Here is a 15,566-nt window from a genome sequence, read left to right as displayed (position 1 = left end):
GGCTTCAGCCCTTGGCGACGGATGCCTGCAGTGCATCCACTGCACGCTTCAATTCATCCTTGACGTGGTTTGCTTCGTCCAGAATTTCCTGCGCTTTGAGGAAATCCAGCACGCGGAAACGGTTGACCTGCGGGCGCAGGAAGATGTGCGGCGGATTTAGTTTCAGTTTCAGCGCGATCGAAGCCTGCATGGTTAGCTGACTGGCACCGAACAGCGCGTCGATGCGGGTCGGCGGGTGGGTGCCGTCGCCTTCCGGTGCGCCAACGACATCGACGCCGATGACAACGTCGGCAAGGTCGAGCAGCTGTTCATAGGGAACCGGATTGAATACGCCGCCGTCGATCATCACCCTTCCGTTGACCCAGACCGGCATGAACAGGCCGGGAATGGCGGCTGATGCAGCAATCGCAGTTCTGAGATCCCCCTCTTCGAGGATCACCTCGGCCTGCCCGTAATAATCGGTGGCGGAGATTTTAAGCGGGATTTTCAGGTCGGAAAAATCCTCCGGGATATCGGGAGGAAGGAAGGCATCGAGGATGGGATCGAGGTTGAAATGGCCGAAGCGAAAGCCGCCCAGCTTGTCGCGCATTGAAGCCGGTCCGAGCGTCCAGAGGCGATTGAATAGCGAATTGCGGTTGCCCATGGTGCGCACCGTATAGTCGCGGATGTCGGCGCCTCGCATGCCGGACGCCATGCCGGCCCCCATGATCGCGCCGATCGAAGATCCCGAAATCGCCACCGGTTTGATGCCGAGTTCATCGAGCGCCTCGATGATACAGATATGCGAGATGCCTCTTGCTCCGCCGCCGCCGAAGGCTACGGCATAACGCAGGCCCTCCCCGCTGTTTTCAGTATCCAGATCCGGCAGGGAGAGGCGCGTGTTCATGGCGAGGTTCAGCCTGGCTGATATCGATAAAATTCGATGCGGCTATCGCCGAACATCCGGCTTTCCAGCGGTTTGAAAACTGGATCGACGACAATCTCGGCATCAATCCGCTCTTCCAGCAGAACAAGAGCATCCGCGGCCAACCAGCCGCCGGCATGCGCCGCATGGAGTGCCTTTTCACCCAGGCCCTTGCCGTAAGGCGGATCGGCGAAAATCAGGTTGAACGGCTCGATATTGCCGATCGAACCGAGGCTGGTTGCGTCTCGACGGAGAATACGCGCCCGGCCATGCAGACCGAAACTGTCAATATTCTCCCAGAGAAGGCCCCTGCCTTCGACGCTGTTTTCAACGAACAAGGCCTGCTTGCAACCGCGCGACAGGGCTTCCAGCCCCACCGCGCCGGTTCCGGCAAAAAGGTCGATCACCCGTGTGCCATCGAGCGCGTCCGGATAGACGTGCCCGAGGATATTGAACAGGCTTTCGCGCGTCCGGTCGATGGTCGGCCGGATATCATTCGTCTTCGGCGTGGCCAGAGCGCGGCCGCGGAACTCACCCCCTACGATCCGCACAGCTTAGCCCCTCGGTGTCCGCGGCTTGCCGCCCGGGCGTCCACCGCCTGGGCCACCACGCGAACCACCACCTGGCTTACCGCTATTGGGTCTGCCGCCGGAAGGCTTGCCGCCAAAGGACTTTCCACCACCCGGCTTGCCACCGAAACCGGGCTTGCCACCCGAGGGCTTGCCGCCGAAGCCAGGCTTTGCGCCAGAAGGCTTGCCACCGAAGGGCTTGTCACCTCTTGCGGGGCGATCACCGAAGGAGCGCTCGCCTCTATCGTCACGCGACGGGCGGTCACCACGCGGCGGACGATCCGAGAAGGAACGTGCGGGGCGATCACCAGAGGGGCGATCACCGAACGAACGTTCTCCCCTCGGCTTGTCGCCGTAGGGACGATCGCCACGGGGCTTGTCACCAAAGCTGCGTTCGCCGCGCGGACGCTCGGAGCGCCCCTCGCTGGAGAAGGATTTGCCGCGGGCCGGACGGTCTCCGTCTTCGCGGGGCTTGCGGTCGCCGTAAGGCCTGTCACCTCTGGGGCGATCACCAAACGAGCGCTCGCCTCTCGGCTTGTCGCCGAACGAACGTTCACCGCGTGGCTTGTCACCGAAACCACGGTCGCCACGGTCTTCGCGATCACCACGCCTTGCGCCTCGTTCCGGCTGGTCTTCGCCGCGGATCCAGTCGCTGTCATCCTTAACGCGGTTGATCTTGACGCGGAGATCGTTTTCCGGCGCTGGCTTCTTGAACAGCTGCTCGGCCTGGGCACGGGCTGTTACCTTCCGGCCGCTGTCGTCGGTCGTCGGGCGGGCGCCGGGCGCCATCCAGACATTCGCCGTGCGGCTGGTGCCCATCGGCGGGCGCTTCTTCGGCTTCTCATCACCGAAATCGCGATCCGATGGCTTCGCCCCGAACTTGCCGGAAGGCCTGTCGGAGAACTTGCGATCGTCGCGACGGCTGTCGGGACGCTTGGTATCGAGGCGGCCAAGGGCACGCTCGCGACGGTCGCCGCGATCACCACCCCGATCGTCCGAGCGGTCACTCGCCCAGCCGCGTTCGGACTTGGCCGGACGCTCGGCCTTTTCGGCGCGCTGCGGCTGCTCGTCTTCGGAAACGCGCTCGTTATAAAGCGGGGCTTCGAAATTGGCTTTCGATTCATCGATCAGGCGCGGGCCGAGCTGGTCGCGCAGTGTGCGGCCGCGCACTTCCAGCACTTCGCCTTCCGGCAGGTCGCCGAGCTGGAACGGACCGTAGGAAATGCGGATCAGGCGGTTGACCTCGAGACCGAGCGCGCCGAGCACGTTCTTGATTTCGCGGTTCTTGCCTTCGCGAAGACCCATAGTGATCCAGACATTGTGACCCTGGGCACGGTCGAGCGTCGCTTCGATCGAACCGTAGAGCACGCCGTCAACGGCAATGCCGTCCTTTAGCTTGTCGAGCGCGGCCTGATCGACCTCGCCATGGGCGCGCACGCGGTAGCGGCGCAGCCAGCCGGTGGTCGGCAGTTCGAGCGTGCGCGACAGACCGCCGTCATTGGTCAGAAGCAGCAGGCCTTCGGTGTTGATGTCGAGGCGGCCGATGGAGAGAACCCGCGGCAGGCCTTCCGGCAGGTTGTCGAACACGGTCGGGCGGCCTTCCGGATCGGAATTGGTCGTCACCAGGCCACCGGGCTTGTGGTAGAGCCAAAGACGGGTGCGCTCGATGCCGCGGATCGGCACGCCGTCCACTTCGATCTTGTCTTCCAGCGTCACGTTGACGACAGGGGTATCGAGCGGCTTGCCGTTCAATGTGACGCGGCCCTCGAGGATCATCCGCTCCACATCGCGACGGGATGCGACACCGACACGGGCGAGAATTTTCGAAATACGCTCGGGCTTGCCGTCGGTCGGCGCGGATGCACCCTCGCCGACGAATTCTTCGCGCTTGGCCGAACGGACCGGCTTTCTGACTGCCCCTTCTGCCTTGGCGCGCGGCTTTGCCGCGCCAGCAGGCTTGTCGCTGAATTTGGCTCCCGGCTTGCCTGAGGACTTGAAGCCCTGCTTGCCCCCCGACTTGGAAGCAGTGCTGCCTTCGGCTTTCGGCTTGATTTCGCGAACGAAGGTTTTCGCTTCGCCGCGCTTCGGCTTGTCTTTTGAATTCATATGTTGTTTGCCTGAAGCAGGATGTCGACGGAGTATCCCGGACATACTTGTTCGTGTTGACCAGATGGATGCACACCTTTCAAGGGCGCGCTTCGCGTTGCATGCTTCCTACCAGTTCATGCGATCCGGGTTAAGAGGAAATCGCTGAAATGCCTAAGAGCGACAGCTTCATGGATGCCGCACTGACAGAAGCCAGAAATGCCGCCGAACGCGGCGAGGTTCCAGTCGGTGCCGTCATCGTTATCGATGGCGAGATTATTGCCCGCTCAGGCAACCGCACCCGCGCCGAAAACGACATCACCGCCCATGCCGAAATTGCCGTGATCCGCGAGGCTGCAGCCAAGGTTGGAAGCGAGCGGCTTGGCGGAGCGGATCTCTATGTGACGCTGGAGCCATGTACCATGTGCGCCGGCGCCATATCCTTCGCCCGAATCCGCCGGCTTTATTACGGCGCCAACGATCCCAAGGGCGGCGCTGTGGAAAACGGCGTGCGGTTTTTCTCGCAACCCACCTGCCACCATGCGCCCGAAGTCTATTCCGGCATTGCCGAAGTGCCGGCGGCAGACCTGCTCACCGACTTTTTCCGGTCCCGACGGGACAAATAAGACTAACAAAAAAGGCCCGGCTTGGCCGAGCCTCGTTCGCTCAATCTTACTGGAAGGGCTTCCACCAGGCTGAGCCCTTTGTGGAGGCGGCCTCGGCTTCCTTCTTGCGGCGAGCTTCCTTCTTGGTCTCCGGCTCGCCCAGATCCTGCAGGGTCTGCGCATCGGCAGTCCGGAATTCCGTCGGCGGATCGGAGAGCGAACGGCGGCCTCCGCTGATGCCCGGATCGTTTGCGTTGGCTTTCGCCTGGCGGAAGGCTTCCCACTTCTGCGATTCCGTCAACTGCCCGGCCTGGCCCTTGCCGGCCAGAAGCGGTGAACGGTAGTTCGGGTTGCTCTGGTTGTCGGTCGCTTCCTGACGAAGGCGCTCACGTGCCTCTTCCGGCGATTCGACCCAGTTCGGGTTGTTTTCGCGGTTGGCAAGCGATTGCTGCGGCGGCGGCAACGCCCCGCCTTCCTGATGGCTGGCGACGACCAGAGCAGGACGTGGGTTGTAGCGGATCTTCGCCTTTTCCTTGGCGCGATCGCCACCGATATCGATGGCCGAAGTCACGTCATCGCCCAATTGTTCCATGGCAGTCTTGTCGGTGCCGTAGGTCGGGCTTCCCATGCAGCCGGAAAGCGTCACGGTCGCAACCAGAATACCGGCCGCACCAAGGGCCATACGCAAGGTTTTCGTCGTTTCCATCAAACCCCTACCACGGGCGCCCGCCTCGACGCCTCATAGACTATTGCCATCGACCTGACGGATAAATCCGGCCAATTTCAGGCAGGAATACCGGATGACGCGTAGAAGCGCAATCATCCGGCACGGTTCAAGACATTACAACTTGCCAAGCTTGGCGAGTTCGGTCAGCGCCACAGCGTCTCGCGCCGAGACATCCGGCCAGGCCGGATCGGAGCCGACATCGGTCGTCACACGCCATGAACGGGCGCATTTCGTGCCTTCCGCCAGCTTCGGATCAACCGACACGCCTGAAACTTCGGCCAGACGGAAAGCCTGATCCGGGCCTTCACCTGCCGTGATCGTGATCGCGGAGGTGATGCAGGTTTCCTCGAATTCGAGGCCTTCCAGCGCCTTCAACAATTCGGCATCGGCAACATAGACTACCGGGGCCGCTTCCAGCGACGAGCCGATACGCTTGTCCTTGCGCTCGATTTCGAGAGCACCCGTGACAACCGAGCGAACCTTGCGGATCTTCGCCCACTTTTCGGCAACCGCCTCGTTCTTCCACTCGGCCGGGATTTCCGGGAACTGCTCCAGATGGACAGACACAGCGTCAGGCTTCAGCGACAGCCATGCCTCTTCGGTGGTGAAGGGCAGCATCGGGGCGAGCCAGGTGACGGTCGCTTCGAAGATCTTCCGGATGACGGCAAGCGAGGCGCGGCGGCGCAGCGAAGACGGGGCGTCGCAATAAAGCGCGTCCTTGCGGATGTCGAAATAGAAGGCCGACAGTTCGATATTGGCAAAATCGATCAGCGCGCGGGTGATCTTCTTGAATTCGAACGCGTCATAGCCTTCACGCACGAGCTTATCCAGCTCATGCAGGCGATGCAGCATCAGCTTTTCGAGTTCCGGCAGCTCGGCATAGGCGATTTCCTCGCCCTCGTCATGCGCCAGCGTACCGAGCATCCAGCGGATGGTGTTGCGCAGCTTGCGATAAGCATCGACATTGGTCTGGATGATCGTCTTGCCGAGGCGCTGGTCTTCCCAATAGTCGGTGGTCATGACCCAGAGGCGCAGGATATCGGCGCCGGCATCCTTCATCACGTCCTGCGGGGACACGACGTTGCCGAGCGACTTCGACATCTTCTGGCCCTTCTCATCCATGGTGAAACCATGGGTGACGACCGTATCATAAGGCGCGCGGCCGCGGGTGGCAGCGGATTCCAGAAGCGACGAATGGAACCAGCCGCGATGCTGGTCGGACCCTTCGAGATAGACGTTAGCCGGCCATTTCAGGTCGGGGCGGTCTTCCAGCGTGAATGTGTGGGTGGAGCCTGAGTCAAACCAGACATCGAGGATGTCCATGACCTGCGTCCACTTTCCGTGGTCGTGGCCATTTCCAAGGAACCGTTCCTTGGCGCCTTCGGCGAACCAGGCATCGGCACCTTCGGCATCAAACGCTTCGAGAATGCGCTTGTTGACCTCTTCGTCTTGCAGGACATTGCCTTCTTCATCGGCAAAGACGCAGATCGGGACGCCCCAGGCGCGCTGACGCGAAAGCACCCAGTCCGGGCGCTGCTCGATCATGGCACGCAGACGGTTCTGGCCGCCGGCGGGGACGAAACGGGTGTCGTCGATTGCCGAAAGCGCGCGGGTGCGCAGCGTCGTGCCGTCCTTCAGGTCCTTGTCCATATAGACGAACCATTGCGGCGTGTTGCGGAAGATGATCGGCTTCTTGGAGCGCCAGCTATGCGGATAGGAGTGCTTGAGGCGGCCACGGGCAAACAGCGCGTTACGCTCGATCAGCGCCTTAATGACGCGGTCGTTGGCATCGCCCTTCTTGCCGTTGTCGTCCATGACGCGGCCACCCTCGAAACCGGGGGCATCGGCGGTATAGGTGCCGCCATCGTCGACCGGGAACGGGATGCGGGTGTCGATACCCTTTGCTTCCAGTTCCTTGACCGAAGACATCCAGGCCTCGAAGTCTTCGCGGCCGTGGGAAGGAGCGGTGTGGACAAAACCGGTACCGGCATCGTCGGTGACGTGATCGCCAGCGAGAAGCGGAACGGCAAATTCGTAGCCACCGCCGAGGCCCTTCAACGGATGGGCAAGCGTCAGGGCAGCCATCTCTTCGGCCGAAACGCCACGAAGCTTCTTGAACGTGAGCTTGGCCTTGGCAGCAGACTCCTCCGCCAGCGCATCGGCAAAGATCAGCTTTTCACCCGGCTGCGGGCCGAAGTCGTTGACGGCTTCGGTGACTTCGTAAAGGCCGTAAGCAACCTTCGGCGAATAGGCGACGGCGCGGTTGCCGGGGATGGTCCACGGGGTGGTGGTCCAGATGACGACATGGGCACCATAAAGATCGTCGTTGAGCGTGCTGCGATGCTCCATAACGCGATCTAACTTTTCCGGATGCTCTCGTTTGATAGCCTCAACGACCGGGAACTTCACCCAGATCGTGTCGCTCTCGTAATCATGATACTCGACTTCCGCTTCCGCCAGCGCGGTGCGCTCGACGACCGACCACATGATAGGCTTCGACCCGCGATAGAGCTGGCCGCTCATGGCGATTTTCAGAAGCTCGCCAGCGATGCGGCTTTCCGCATGGAAATTCATCGTCAGGTACGGGTTGTCGAAATCGCCGACGATGCCGAGGCGCTTGAATTCTTCCGCCTGGATCTTGATCCACTTTTCGGCATAGGCGCGGCATTCCTTGCGGAATTCGATCATCGCGTCGGGCTGTTTAAGGTCAGGCTTGGCCTTGCCCTTGGCGCGGTAGTTTTCTTCCTCGATCTTCCACTCGATCGGCAGGCCGTGGCAATCCCAGCCCGGAACGTAGTTCGAGTCATAACCGCGCATCTGGAACGAGCGGGTGATGACGTCTTTCAGGATCTTGTTCAGCGCATGGCCGATATGGATGTTGCCGTTGGCATAGGGAGGGCCATCGTGCAGCACGAACTTTTCGCGGCCGGCGGCGGAGGTGCGCAGCTTCTTATAGAGATCCATCTGCTGCCAGCGGGCAACGGTTTCCGGCTCCTTCTGCGGCAGGCCGGCGCGCATGGGGAATTCCGTCTCGGGCAGATAAAGGGTCTTCGAGTAATCGAGCTTTTCAGCAGTATCGGTCGTATTCGTCATAGGGTCTGGCAATCGTCTCTTGGCGCCACGTCCGGGCGCGATGCGGATGAGAATTCGGTGGCGGAGGCGCTGTTCAAACGCCAAAATCCCGGACCTTCCCGCAGCTTGATCAAGCAGCGCGGAAAGCCGGGCCGATAATTCGTATGATCATCCTAGCGATGATCTGGGCCGACCGGAAAACTGTCATGGACGCGGTTATTAAGGCGTTTTGGGGCGGAAAGGAAGGGGGATTTCGGCAGATCAGCGATCTGGACGGTATCATCCCGCGGGTGTATAACTGACTAGCTGACCAGTTGGAACCTCTCATGCCCACCAAAACCAGTGCCAAAGACAATATATGGAAACTGGAAGACGCCAAGGCGCGCTTTTCCGAAGTCGTGCGTCGCGCCAGAAATGAAGGTCCGCAGCATGTGACAGTGCGCGGACAGGATAGCGTGGTCGTGATCAGCACGGAAGAACTGGCGAAACTGACCCGGCCCGAGCCGGAAAAGCCATTCGTCGAGTTCATGGAAAGCCTTGGGCTCCACACACTCGATATCACGCGTGACGATGACCGTGGACGGGATATCGAATTGTGAACGGCTGGCTGCTCGATACCAACGTCGTTTCTGCGCTTATCAATCCCAATGGCGCACCATCCGTGAAAAAATGGGCCGCCGGGCAATCCGAGGACCGCTTCTTCATTAGCGTTCTCACGCTCGCCGAGTATGACAAGGGTATCGAAAACCTGCCCGCGGATGACGAGAACCGCTATCGCTACACCGTTGCGCGCGATGGACTGGAAGCCCGCTTTTCCGGGCGCATTTTGTCGGTTTCAGACGCGATCGCCCGTCGCTGGGGCCAGATTACCGGTCGCACCAAGCTGGCTACACGCATCGCGCCACCCGTTATCGACACGCTTTTCGCTGCGACCGCGCTTGAATATGATTTTTATCTGGCAACGCGCAACAAGAAGGACTTTCAACATTCAGGCGCAGCGGTATTCGATCCGTGGACCGATGACGCAACACTTTTCCCGCTGAGACCGCGATAGAACGCGTAGCCCATCAACCCCTCGGATTTGCCGCCATCACACCGCGCAGTGCATCGTTGATGCGGTCCTGCCAGCCGGGGCCGTCTTCCTGAAAATATTCGATAACCGCGCTGTCGAGCTTGATCGAGACAAGTTCCTTCACTTCCGGCAGGGCGCGCTTTTCGACAGGTGCTGCGGCGGCTTTCTTTGCCGGCTTGAACAGGGCTTCGGCGGCATCCATCGGGTTGGCGGGTCGGCGCGGGGTGCTTGCCATGATCTTATCCTTCGTTTTCTGCGTTGAAGGCGAATGCGATCTTCGCATCCAGTTCACTGATCGGCTGAACGCCGGTAAGCAATGCTCGCGCCTCTTCCTCGTCGCGCTTGATCTGCGCCACCAGCGGGTCCAGCCCGTCGAATTTCAGCTCGTCGCGCAGATGGCCGAAAAAGGATACTGCGCAGATCTCGCCGTAAAGCGAACCTGAAAAATCGAAGAGATAGGTTTCCAGAAGCGGGGCGCCGTTATCGGTCACCGTCGGGCGGCGGCCGTAGCTTGCGACGCCATCATAAAGCGTGCCGTCGGCGCGGCGGAAACGGACGGCGTAGATGCCGGGTTTCAGCTCCACTTCACGCGGCAGGCGCATATTGGCGGTCGGGAAACCGAGCTCGCGGCCGAGCTTTTCGCCGTCGATCACTTCCGCTTCCACCGTATAGCGATAACCGAGCAGGCCGGCGGCCTGGGCGACATCCCCTTCACCCAGCAGTTCACGAATCCGGCTGGATGAAATCACCTCGGCGTTTTCATCGCGGAAGGCATCGACCAGCGAGACGGAAAAACCGTGGCGCTCACCGGCGGCCATCAGGAAGGCCGGCCCACCCTCGCGGCCCTTGCCGAAATGGAAATCGAAGCCGGTGACGACTGCACTAGCGCCCAGCCACTCGACCAAAATAGACCGGATGAACTCTTCGGCCGAGCGGCCGGCAAAATCGCGATCGAATGGATATTCGATCACCGAATGGAACCCCATCGCCTCCAGGAGCAGCGCCTTCACCGGCGCCGGCGTGATGCGGAAAACCGGCTGGTCCGGCTTGAAGACGGTACGCGGATGCGGCTCGAAGGTCAGGACCAGAGCCGGCACACCACGCTCTTCCGCAAGTTTCAACGCACGTTCGAGCACGCTGCGATGACCGCGATGCACGCCGTCGAAGTTGCCGATCGCGACCACTCCGCCCTTAAGAGCCTCGGGCAGCGGATCCTTCTTTTCGTTGCGGTGAAATACGGTCATGGGACAGGTCCGGATCAGGCTATTCAATATTGCGAGACTGGTCAGGCCAGATCAATCAAGCAAGTCTGGGCATCCAGAATTTCGGCGCGGCGTTTTCGCTTTTCAACCATGCCTGCAGGATGGCCTCGTCCGTCTCGCCGTTGACAGTGTATTCCGCCACATGGATACCAGCGCTGATATAAAGCAGGTCGAGGCCCTGCGAAAGCGCGCCGCGCACATCGGTCGGCATGCCGTCGCCAACGGCGAGCACCTTCGACTTGTCGAATTCGCCGCGCACTTCGCGGGCGGCCGCAAGCGAGGCCTCGTAGATCGGGAAATGCGGCTTGCCGGCGATGCGGGTCTTGCCGCCGAGCTGTTCGTAATAGGCGGCAACAGCACCGGCGCATGGAATGATCTTGTGGCCACGCTCGACGACAAGATCCGGGTTGGCGCAGATGAAAGGCACGTCGCGAGCAACCAAGGCCTTCAGCATGTCGGTATAGTCTTCCGGCACTTCCTTCTCGTCATCGAAGAAGCCGGTGCAGACGATCGCTTCCGCCTGGTCGGCAGAAACAACCTCGACGTCGAGACCATCGAAAAGCGGCATGTCGCGCTCGGGGCCGAGCAGAAAAACCTTTTTCGGGCCTTCGGCGATCAGATGGCGGGTCACGTCGCCTGACGTGACGATGCGGTCATAGGTGCCGTCTTCGACGCCGAGCAGCTTCAACTGCTCAATGACGCCCGGCGCGGGCCGTGGGGAATTGGTGATCAGCACAACGGTTGCGCCGGCTTTGCGGGCTTCGGCCAATGCCTGACAGGAATGCGGAAAGGCTGCAACACCGTTATGCACCACGCCCCAGACATCGGACAGAACCACATCGTAGCCGCCAATGACTTCACTCAAGTTCTGGATGCGCTTTGCCATGCCTGTCGATCACCTTCTGCCACGTCTGGCCTCACATATCTGGCGCTGATGTCGCAAAGCGTGGCCTTGATGGCAAGGAGATTTGCGTGCAGTGCGGTATATTTCATGCGGCCGTTACATGAGCGCCGACAAGCGAACCGCCAGCCCGGCCGCGGCGCAGATACCGAGAACCGGCATCATGCCGAGCTTCATCCGGAACAGCAAAACGGCCGAGAGCACGAACAGAAATGCTGCCACCGGATCGAGGCTTGCCCAGACCGGCAGCGCCAGTTCAAGCCCGAGCGACGGCACGAGTTCGACCTTTCCTACTTCGCGAAAAAGGACATGCAGGCCGAACCAGATGGCGAGGTTGAGGATGACGCCGACAATCGCCGCAGTGATCGCCGACAGCGCGCCGGACAGGATGCGATTACCGCGCAGGCGCTCGATATAAGGCGCACCGGCAAAAATGAAGATGAAGCTCGGAACGAAGGTCGCCCAGGCTACCAGCAAAGCGCCGAGAACGCCTCCGACGACCCCGGAAGCCTCGCGAAAACCGGTGAGGAAACCAACGAAGGAAAGAACGAGAACGAGCGGCCCCGGCGTGGTTTCGGCAAGCGCCAACCCATCCAGCATTTCGCCCGGCTTCAGCCAGCCATATTGCTCGACACCGACCTGCGCCACATAGGCCAAAACCGCATAAGCACCGCCGAAGGTGACCAGCGCCATTTTTGAGAAGAAGGAGAAAAGGCTTGTCAGGCCATCGGGCGCGGAAAAGGCCCAAAGGATCAGAAGCGGCAATTGCCAGACGATGATCCAACCGATCAGGCTCATGATCGCCCTGCCCGGTGATGGTGGTGCGGGAAGATCGGTGAGATCTGTTGGTGCCGTGGTGACACCGGTTCGCCGGGCATTGAGGAAACCGGCAGAGGCAGCAGCGAGAACCACGACCGGAAAGGGTACAGAAAAAAGAAACAGCGCCACGAAGGCCGTGGCTGCCACAAGACAGAGAAACCCGCTCTTCAGCGTCTTCTTCGAGAGCCGGATGACCGCATCGACGACGATGGCAAGAACTGCGGCCTTGAGCCCAAAGAACAGACCGGCCAGCCATGTGGTTTCCTGCCAGAGCGCGTAGGCGGCCGACAGGATGGTGATGACGACGAGGCCGGGCAGAATGAAAAGCAGCCCGGAAATGATGCCGCCGCGGGTGCCATGGGTCAGCCAGCCGATATAGGTGGCGAGCTGTTGCGCCTCCGGTCCCGGCAGCAGCATGCAGTAGTTCAGGGCATGCAGGAACCGCTCCTCCGAGAGCCAGCGTTTTTCCTCCACGACTGCACGGTGCATCATTGCTATCTGCGCTGCCGGACCACCGAAGCTCAAACAGCCGATGCGGGCGAAGACGGAAGTTAGTTCGGCAAGTGTGGGATGAGTGCTATCCGATTTTGCCACATCGTCAATCGCCGCCATATGCCCTCCCCCAAACCGACATCCTCAAAAGGAATGCGCCTCAGTAAAAATGTCATGTTAAAGCTATATGACAATTTTCATTGGCTGGCTTCATCGGCAGCTGCCATGCTGAGGTCAAACTCTTCTGACAGAAGCCGTCTCGCCAGAGCAGGAGAGTAATAGCCGTTAGCTGTTAATCCTGTTTTGCTTGATGTTGCAGAGCGGCAACGAAAATTTCGAGCCCGTTCTTGACTCGCCCGATGGCCACCCTTATCTCGGGCTCCGTTAGCACTCTCATCCGAGGAGTGCTAAACGAGATCCGCGGGTCTTATTCCTGAGACCTGTCCATGTCATTTGATCGAGGGATTAGACAATGGCAAGCACAACTTTCCGCCCCCTGCACGATCGCGTTGTCGTAAAGCGCGTCGAGTCTGAAGAAAAGACCAAGGGCGGCATCATCATTCCGGACACCGCCAAGGAAAAGCCGGCTGAAGGCGAAATCATCGCAGTCGGCTCCGGCGCACGTGACGACAAGGGCGCACTCGTTGCTCTCGACGTCAAGGTCGGCGACCGCGTTCTGTTCGGCAAGTGGTCCGGCACCGAAGTCAAGCTTAACGGCGAAGACCTTCTGATCATGAAGGAATCCGACATCATGGGCGTTATCGGCTGATTGCCGGCAACGCTTTTTTCGTAATTCGCTGAAACCTCTATTCAGGAGCTCTCAAAATGGCAGCTAAAGAAGTAAAATTCGGCCGCTCTGCGCGCGAAAAGATGCTGCGCGGCGTCGACATCCTCGCTGACGCAGTGCAGGTAACCCTCGGCCCGAAGGGTCGTAACGTTGTTATCGACAAGTCCTTCGGCGCTCCGCGCATCACCAAGGACGGTGTATCGGTCGCCAAGGAAATCGAACTTGAAGACAAGTTCGAAAACATGGGCGCCCAGATGGTCCGCGAAGTTGCTTCGAAGACCAACGACATCGCCGGTGACGGCACCACGACCGCAACCGTTCTGGCCCGCGCGATCGTTCGCGAAGGTGCAAAGGCAGTTGCTGCCGGCATGAACCCGATGGACCTGAAGCGCGGTATCGATCTGGCCGTTCTCGAAGTCGTCAAGGACCTGCAGGCCAAGGCAAAGAAGATCTCCACCTCGGCTGAAGTTGCCCAGGTCGGCACGATCTCCGCAAACGGCGACACGCAGGTCGGTAACGACATTGCTGAAGCCATGCAGAAGGTTGGCAACGAAGGCGTCATCACCGTCGAAGAAGCCAAGACCGCTGAAACCGAACTCGAAGTCGTCGAAGGCATGCAGTTCGACCGCGGCTACCTGTCGCCTTACTTCGTGACCAACCCGGAAAAGATGATCGCGGACCTCGAAGACGCGTACATCCTGCTGCACGAAAAGAAGCTCTCGAACCTCCAGGCTATGCTGCCGGTTCTGGAAGCCGTCGTTCAGACCGGCAAGCCGCTCGTCATCATTGCTGAAGACGTTGAAGGCGAAGCTCTTGCAACGCTCGTCGTCAACAAGCTGCGTGGCGGCCTGAAGATCGCTGCCGTCAAGGCTCCGGGCTTCGGCGATCGTCGCAAGGCCATGCTGGAAGACATCGCCATCCTCACGGGCGGCACCGTCATCTCCGAAGACCTCGGCATCAAGCTCGAAAACGTCACCCTCGACATGCTCGGCCGTTCCAAGAAGGTTTCGATCTCCAAGGAAAACACGACGATCGTCGACGGCGCCGGCCAGAAGGCTGACATCGAAGGCCGCGTAGCCCAGATCAAGGCGCAGATCGAAGAAACCACTTCGGACTACGACCGCGAAAAGCTGCAGGAACGTCTTGCCAAGCTCGCTGGCGGCGTTGCCGTCATCCGCGTTGGCGGCTCGACCGAAATCGAAGTCAAGGAACGCAAGGACCGCATCGACGATGCTCTGAACGCAACCCGCGCGGCCGTTCAGGAAGGCATCGTACCGGGCGGCGGCGTTGCCCTGCTCCGTTCGGCTTCCAAGATCACCGTCAAGGGTGCGAACGACGACCAGGAAGCTGGTGTCAACATCGTTCGCCGCGCTCTGCAGTCTCTGGTTCGCCAGATCTCTGAAAACGCCGGTGACGAAGCTTCGATCGTGGTCGGCAAGATCCTCGAAAAGAACGAAGACAACTACGGCTACAACGCCCAGACGTCTGAATATGGCGACATGATCGCCATGGGCATCGTCGACCCGGTCAAGGTTGTTCGCACGGCTCTGCAGAACGCAGCTTCGGTTGCTTCGCTGCTGATCACCACCGAAGCCATGATCGCCGAACTTCCGAAGAAGGAAGCAGCTGGCGGCGGCATGCCTGGCGGCATGGGCGGAATGGGCGGCATGGACATGATGTGAGACCGTTAAGGTCTCATGTCTGAGCCATCCGGTTCAGTTATGGAAAGGGCGGTCGAAAGGCCGCCCTTTTTGCGTTGTGGAAAGGTGGGAATGCAGACGGCGGCTCTCGGCCCATTGCGGACGAAACGCGTTTAGTGGATCAGGGTCAATTCGATAAGAAAATAGGCAGAGCTAGCGCCATTCCGACAGGGGTCGCCATTCCGAACAGAAGGAAACAAGCAGCCGATGCAACACCCCAGCAACACCAGAATATGCGAAATTTTCCTGACGCAAACCCAAGCGCGCAGAGCGCTAACGTGAGCAAGAGAACGGTTAGACCTATTGGAAATCCTTGCGACCCCAATGCCATCAAGGTGCTAGGAATGAGGCCCAACACTATGGCGATAGCAACAAGAATTGGTGCCTTCGCCGCGACGCTCTGGATTGTTTTACCTTCTGTCATTGTGGCATCGGTCTCAAAGAAAATGTACACTCGCTGTTTAGTTGCGGTCATACTTTCTCAAACACGTTAATGTCCGCTTATGCCCAAAGCGGACATCAAAGCGCTGTTTGTTCATGTAAATCTAGGTATATGATGGCTGCGACTGGC

14 protein-coding genes are annotated in these 15,566 nt (G+C 60.0%); 5 read left to right on the top strand and 9 right to left on the bottom strand.

Annotated elements, in window-relative coordinates; all coding sequences use genetic code 11:
* Positions 1 to 4 precede the first annotated feature (4 nt).
* The 3 genes from JZX87_RS04390 to JZX87_RS04380 are packed head-to-tail and all read right to left on the bottom strand — an operon-like array spanning position 5 to position 3,579.
* Positions 5 to 886 carry a patatin-like phospholipase family protein gene (locus JZX87_RS04390; RefSeq protein WP_206824131.1) on the bottom strand — a complete coding sequence of 294 codons (882 nt, stop codon included), beginning with the start codon at positions 884 to 886 and terminating at the stop codon, positions 5 to 7.
* A gap of 8 nt (positions 887 to 894) precedes the next feature.
* Positions 895 to 1,455 carry a 16S rRNA (guanine(966)-N(2))-methyltransferase RsmD gene (gene rsmD, locus JZX87_RS04385; RefSeq protein ID WP_206824129.1) on the bottom strand — a complete coding sequence of 187 codons (561 nt, stop codon included), beginning with the start codon at positions 1,453 to 1,455 and terminating at the stop codon, positions 895 to 897.
* A gap of 3 nt (positions 1,456 to 1,458) precedes the next feature.
* Positions 1,459 to 3,579 carry a pseudouridine synthase gene (locus JZX87_RS04380; RefSeq protein ID WP_206824122.1) on the bottom strand — a complete coding sequence of 707 codons (2,121 nt, stop codon included), beginning with the start codon at positions 3,577 to 3,579 and terminating at the stop codon, positions 1,459 to 1,461.
* 149 nt (positions 3,580 to 3,728) lie between these two features.
* On the opposite strand from JZX87_RS04380, the gene JZX87_RS04375 reads away from it, so the two are divergent.
* Entirely contained in the window at positions 3,729 to 4,184 is a 456-nt protein-coding gene (locus JZX87_RS04375) for a nucleoside deaminase (RefSeq protein WP_206824121.1), read from the top strand.
* A 46-nt stretch (positions 4,185 to 4,230) separates the two neighbouring features.
* Here the strand turns inward: JZX87_RS04375 and JZX87_RS04370 are convergent, their stop codons facing one another.
* Together JZX87_RS04370 and ileS are read right to left on the bottom strand one after the other, a co-directional pair.
* Positions 4,231 to 4,869, bottom strand: coding sequence for a hypothetical protein (locus JZX87_RS04370; RefSeq protein ID WP_148142913.1), 639 nt, complete (start codon positions 4,867 to 4,869; stop codon positions 4,231 to 4,233).
* Between the two features lie 135 nt (positions 4,870 to 5,004).
* Entirely contained in the window at positions 5,005 to 7,983 is a 2,979-nt protein-coding gene (gene ileS, locus JZX87_RS04365) for an isoleucine--tRNA ligase (protein WP_206824120.1), read from the bottom strand.
* Positions 7,984 to 8,288: 305 nt separating this feature from the next.
* Here ileS and JZX87_RS04360 point away from each other — a divergent pair, with 305 nt between their 5' ends.
* Positions 8,289 to 8,561, top strand: a complete 273-nt coding sequence (locus JZX87_RS04360) for a type II toxin-antitoxin system prevent-host-death family antitoxin (protein WP_206824119.1) — start codon at positions 8,289 to 8,291, stop codon at positions 8,559 to 8,561.
* Positions 8,558 to 9,016, top strand: coding sequence for a type II toxin-antitoxin system VapC family toxin (locus tag JZX87_RS04355; protein WP_206824118.1), 459 nt, complete (start codon positions 8,558 to 8,560; stop codon positions 9,014 to 9,016). The genes JZX87_RS04360 and JZX87_RS04355 overlap by 4 nt, the downstream gene beginning before the upstream one ends.
* Before the next feature lie 13 nt (positions 9,017 to 9,029).
* On the opposite strand, the gene JZX87_RS04350 is transcribed toward JZX87_RS04355, so the two are convergent.
* The 4 genes from JZX87_RS04350 to chrA all read right to left on the bottom strand — a co-directional run bounded on the left by JZX87_RS04350 (position 9,030) and on the right by chrA (position 12,628).
* Positions 9,030 to 9,269: a BrnA antitoxin family protein gene (locus JZX87_RS04350; RefSeq protein WP_148142916.1), complete on the bottom strand. Its 240-nt coding sequence runs from the start codon at positions 9,267 to 9,269 to the stop codon at positions 9,030 to 9,032.
* A gap of 4 nt (positions 9,270 to 9,273) precedes the next feature.
* Positions 9,274 to 10,278, bottom strand: a complete 1,005-nt coding sequence (locus tag JZX87_RS04345; RefSeq protein WP_206824117.1) for a bifunctional riboflavin kinase/FAD synthetase — start codon at positions 10,276 to 10,278, stop codon at positions 9,274 to 9,276.
* Positions 10,279 to 10,333: 55 nt separating this feature from the next.
* The gene (locus tag JZX87_RS04340) at positions 10,334 to 11,182 is read right to left on the bottom strand and encodes a TIGR01459 family HAD-type hydrolase (protein WP_206824115.1); all 849 of its coding nucleotides are present in this window, start codon (positions 11,180 to 11,182) and stop codon (positions 10,334 to 10,336) included.
* Positions 11,183 to 11,296: 114 nt separating this feature from the next.
* Positions 11,297 to 12,628 carry a chromate efflux transporter gene (gene chrA / locus JZX87_RS04335; protein WP_206824114.1) on the bottom strand — a complete coding sequence of 444 codons (1,332 nt, stop codon included), beginning with the start codon at positions 12,626 to 12,628 and terminating at the stop codon, positions 11,297 to 11,299.
* A 352-nt stretch (positions 12,629 to 12,980) separates the two neighbouring features.
* On the opposite strand from chrA, the gene groES reads away from it, so the two are divergent.
* Entirely contained in the window at positions 12,981 to 13,277 is a 297-nt protein-coding gene (groES, locus tag JZX87_RS04330) for a co-chaperone GroES (RefSeq protein WP_092997992.1), read from the top strand.
* Positions 13,278 to 13,333: 56 nt separating this feature from the next.
* Positions 13,334 to 14,977 (top strand): chaperonin GroEL, encoded by a 1,644-nt coding sequence (gene groL, locus JZX87_RS04325; RefSeq protein WP_148142920.1) that lies wholly within the window; start codon positions 13,334 to 13,336, stop codon positions 14,975 to 14,977.
* Positions 14,978 to 15,566 lie beyond the last annotated feature (589 nt).

This window comes from Agrobacterium sp. Ap1 (genome assembly GCF_017313375.1).
GTDB classification, from domain to species: Bacteria; Pseudomonadota; Alphaproteobacteria; order Rhizobiales; family Rhizobiaceae; genus Neorhizobium; species Neorhizobium cellulosilyticum.
Note: the sequence above shows the minus strand (reverse complement) of the source record. Positions and strands in the feature narration are given on the sequence as shown.

What these genes read in the sequence shown, in the direction of transcription:
- JZX87_RS04390 (WP_206824131.1), bottom strand. Translation starts at nt 886, where the DNA reads ATGAACACGCGCCTCTCCCTGCCGGATCTGGATACTGAAAACAGCGGG.
- JZX87_RS04380 (WP_206824122.1), bottom strand. Translation starts at nt 3,579, where the DNA reads ATGAATTCAAAAGACAAGCCGAAGCGCGGCGAAGCGAAAACCTTCGTT.
- JZX87_RS04375 (WP_206824121.1), top strand. Translation starts at nt 3,729, where the DNA reads ATGCCTAAGAGCGACAGCTTCATGGATGCCGCACTGACAGAAGCCAGA.
- JZX87_RS04370 (WP_148142913.1), bottom strand. Translation starts at nt 4,869, where the DNA reads ATGGAAACGACGAAAACCTTGCGTATGGCCCTTGGTGCGGCCGGTATT.
- ileS (WP_206824120.1), bottom strand. Translation starts at nt 7,983, where the DNA reads ATGACGAATACGACCGATACTGCTGAAAAGCTCGATTACTCGAAGACC.
- JZX87_RS04360 (WP_206824119.1), top strand. Translation starts at nt 8,289, where the DNA reads ATGCCCACCAAAACCAGTGCCAAAGACAATATATGGAAACTGGAAGAC.
- JZX87_RS04350 (WP_148142916.1), bottom strand. Translation starts at nt 9,269, where the DNA reads ATGGCAAGCACCCCGCGCCGACCCGCCAACCCGATGGATGCCGCCGAA.
- JZX87_RS04345 (WP_206824117.1), bottom strand. Translation starts at nt 10,278, where the DNA reads ATGACCGTATTTCACCGCAACGAAAAGAAGGATCCGCTGCCCGAGGCT.
- JZX87_RS04340 (WP_206824115.1), bottom strand. Translation starts at nt 11,182, where the DNA reads ATGGCAAAGCGCATCCAGAACTTGAGTGAAGTCATTGGCGGCTACGAT.
- chrA (WP_206824114.1), bottom strand. Translation starts at nt 12,628, where the DNA reads ATGGCGGCGATTGACGATGTGGCAAAATCGGATAGCACTCATCCCACA.
- groES (WP_092997992.1), top strand. Translation starts at nt 12,981, where the DNA reads ATGGCAAGCACAACTTTCCGCCCCCTGCACGATCGCGTTGTCGTAAAG.
- groL (WP_148142920.1), top strand. Translation starts at nt 13,334, where the DNA reads ATGGCAGCTAAAGAAGTAAAATTCGGCCGCTCTGCGCGCGAAAAGATG.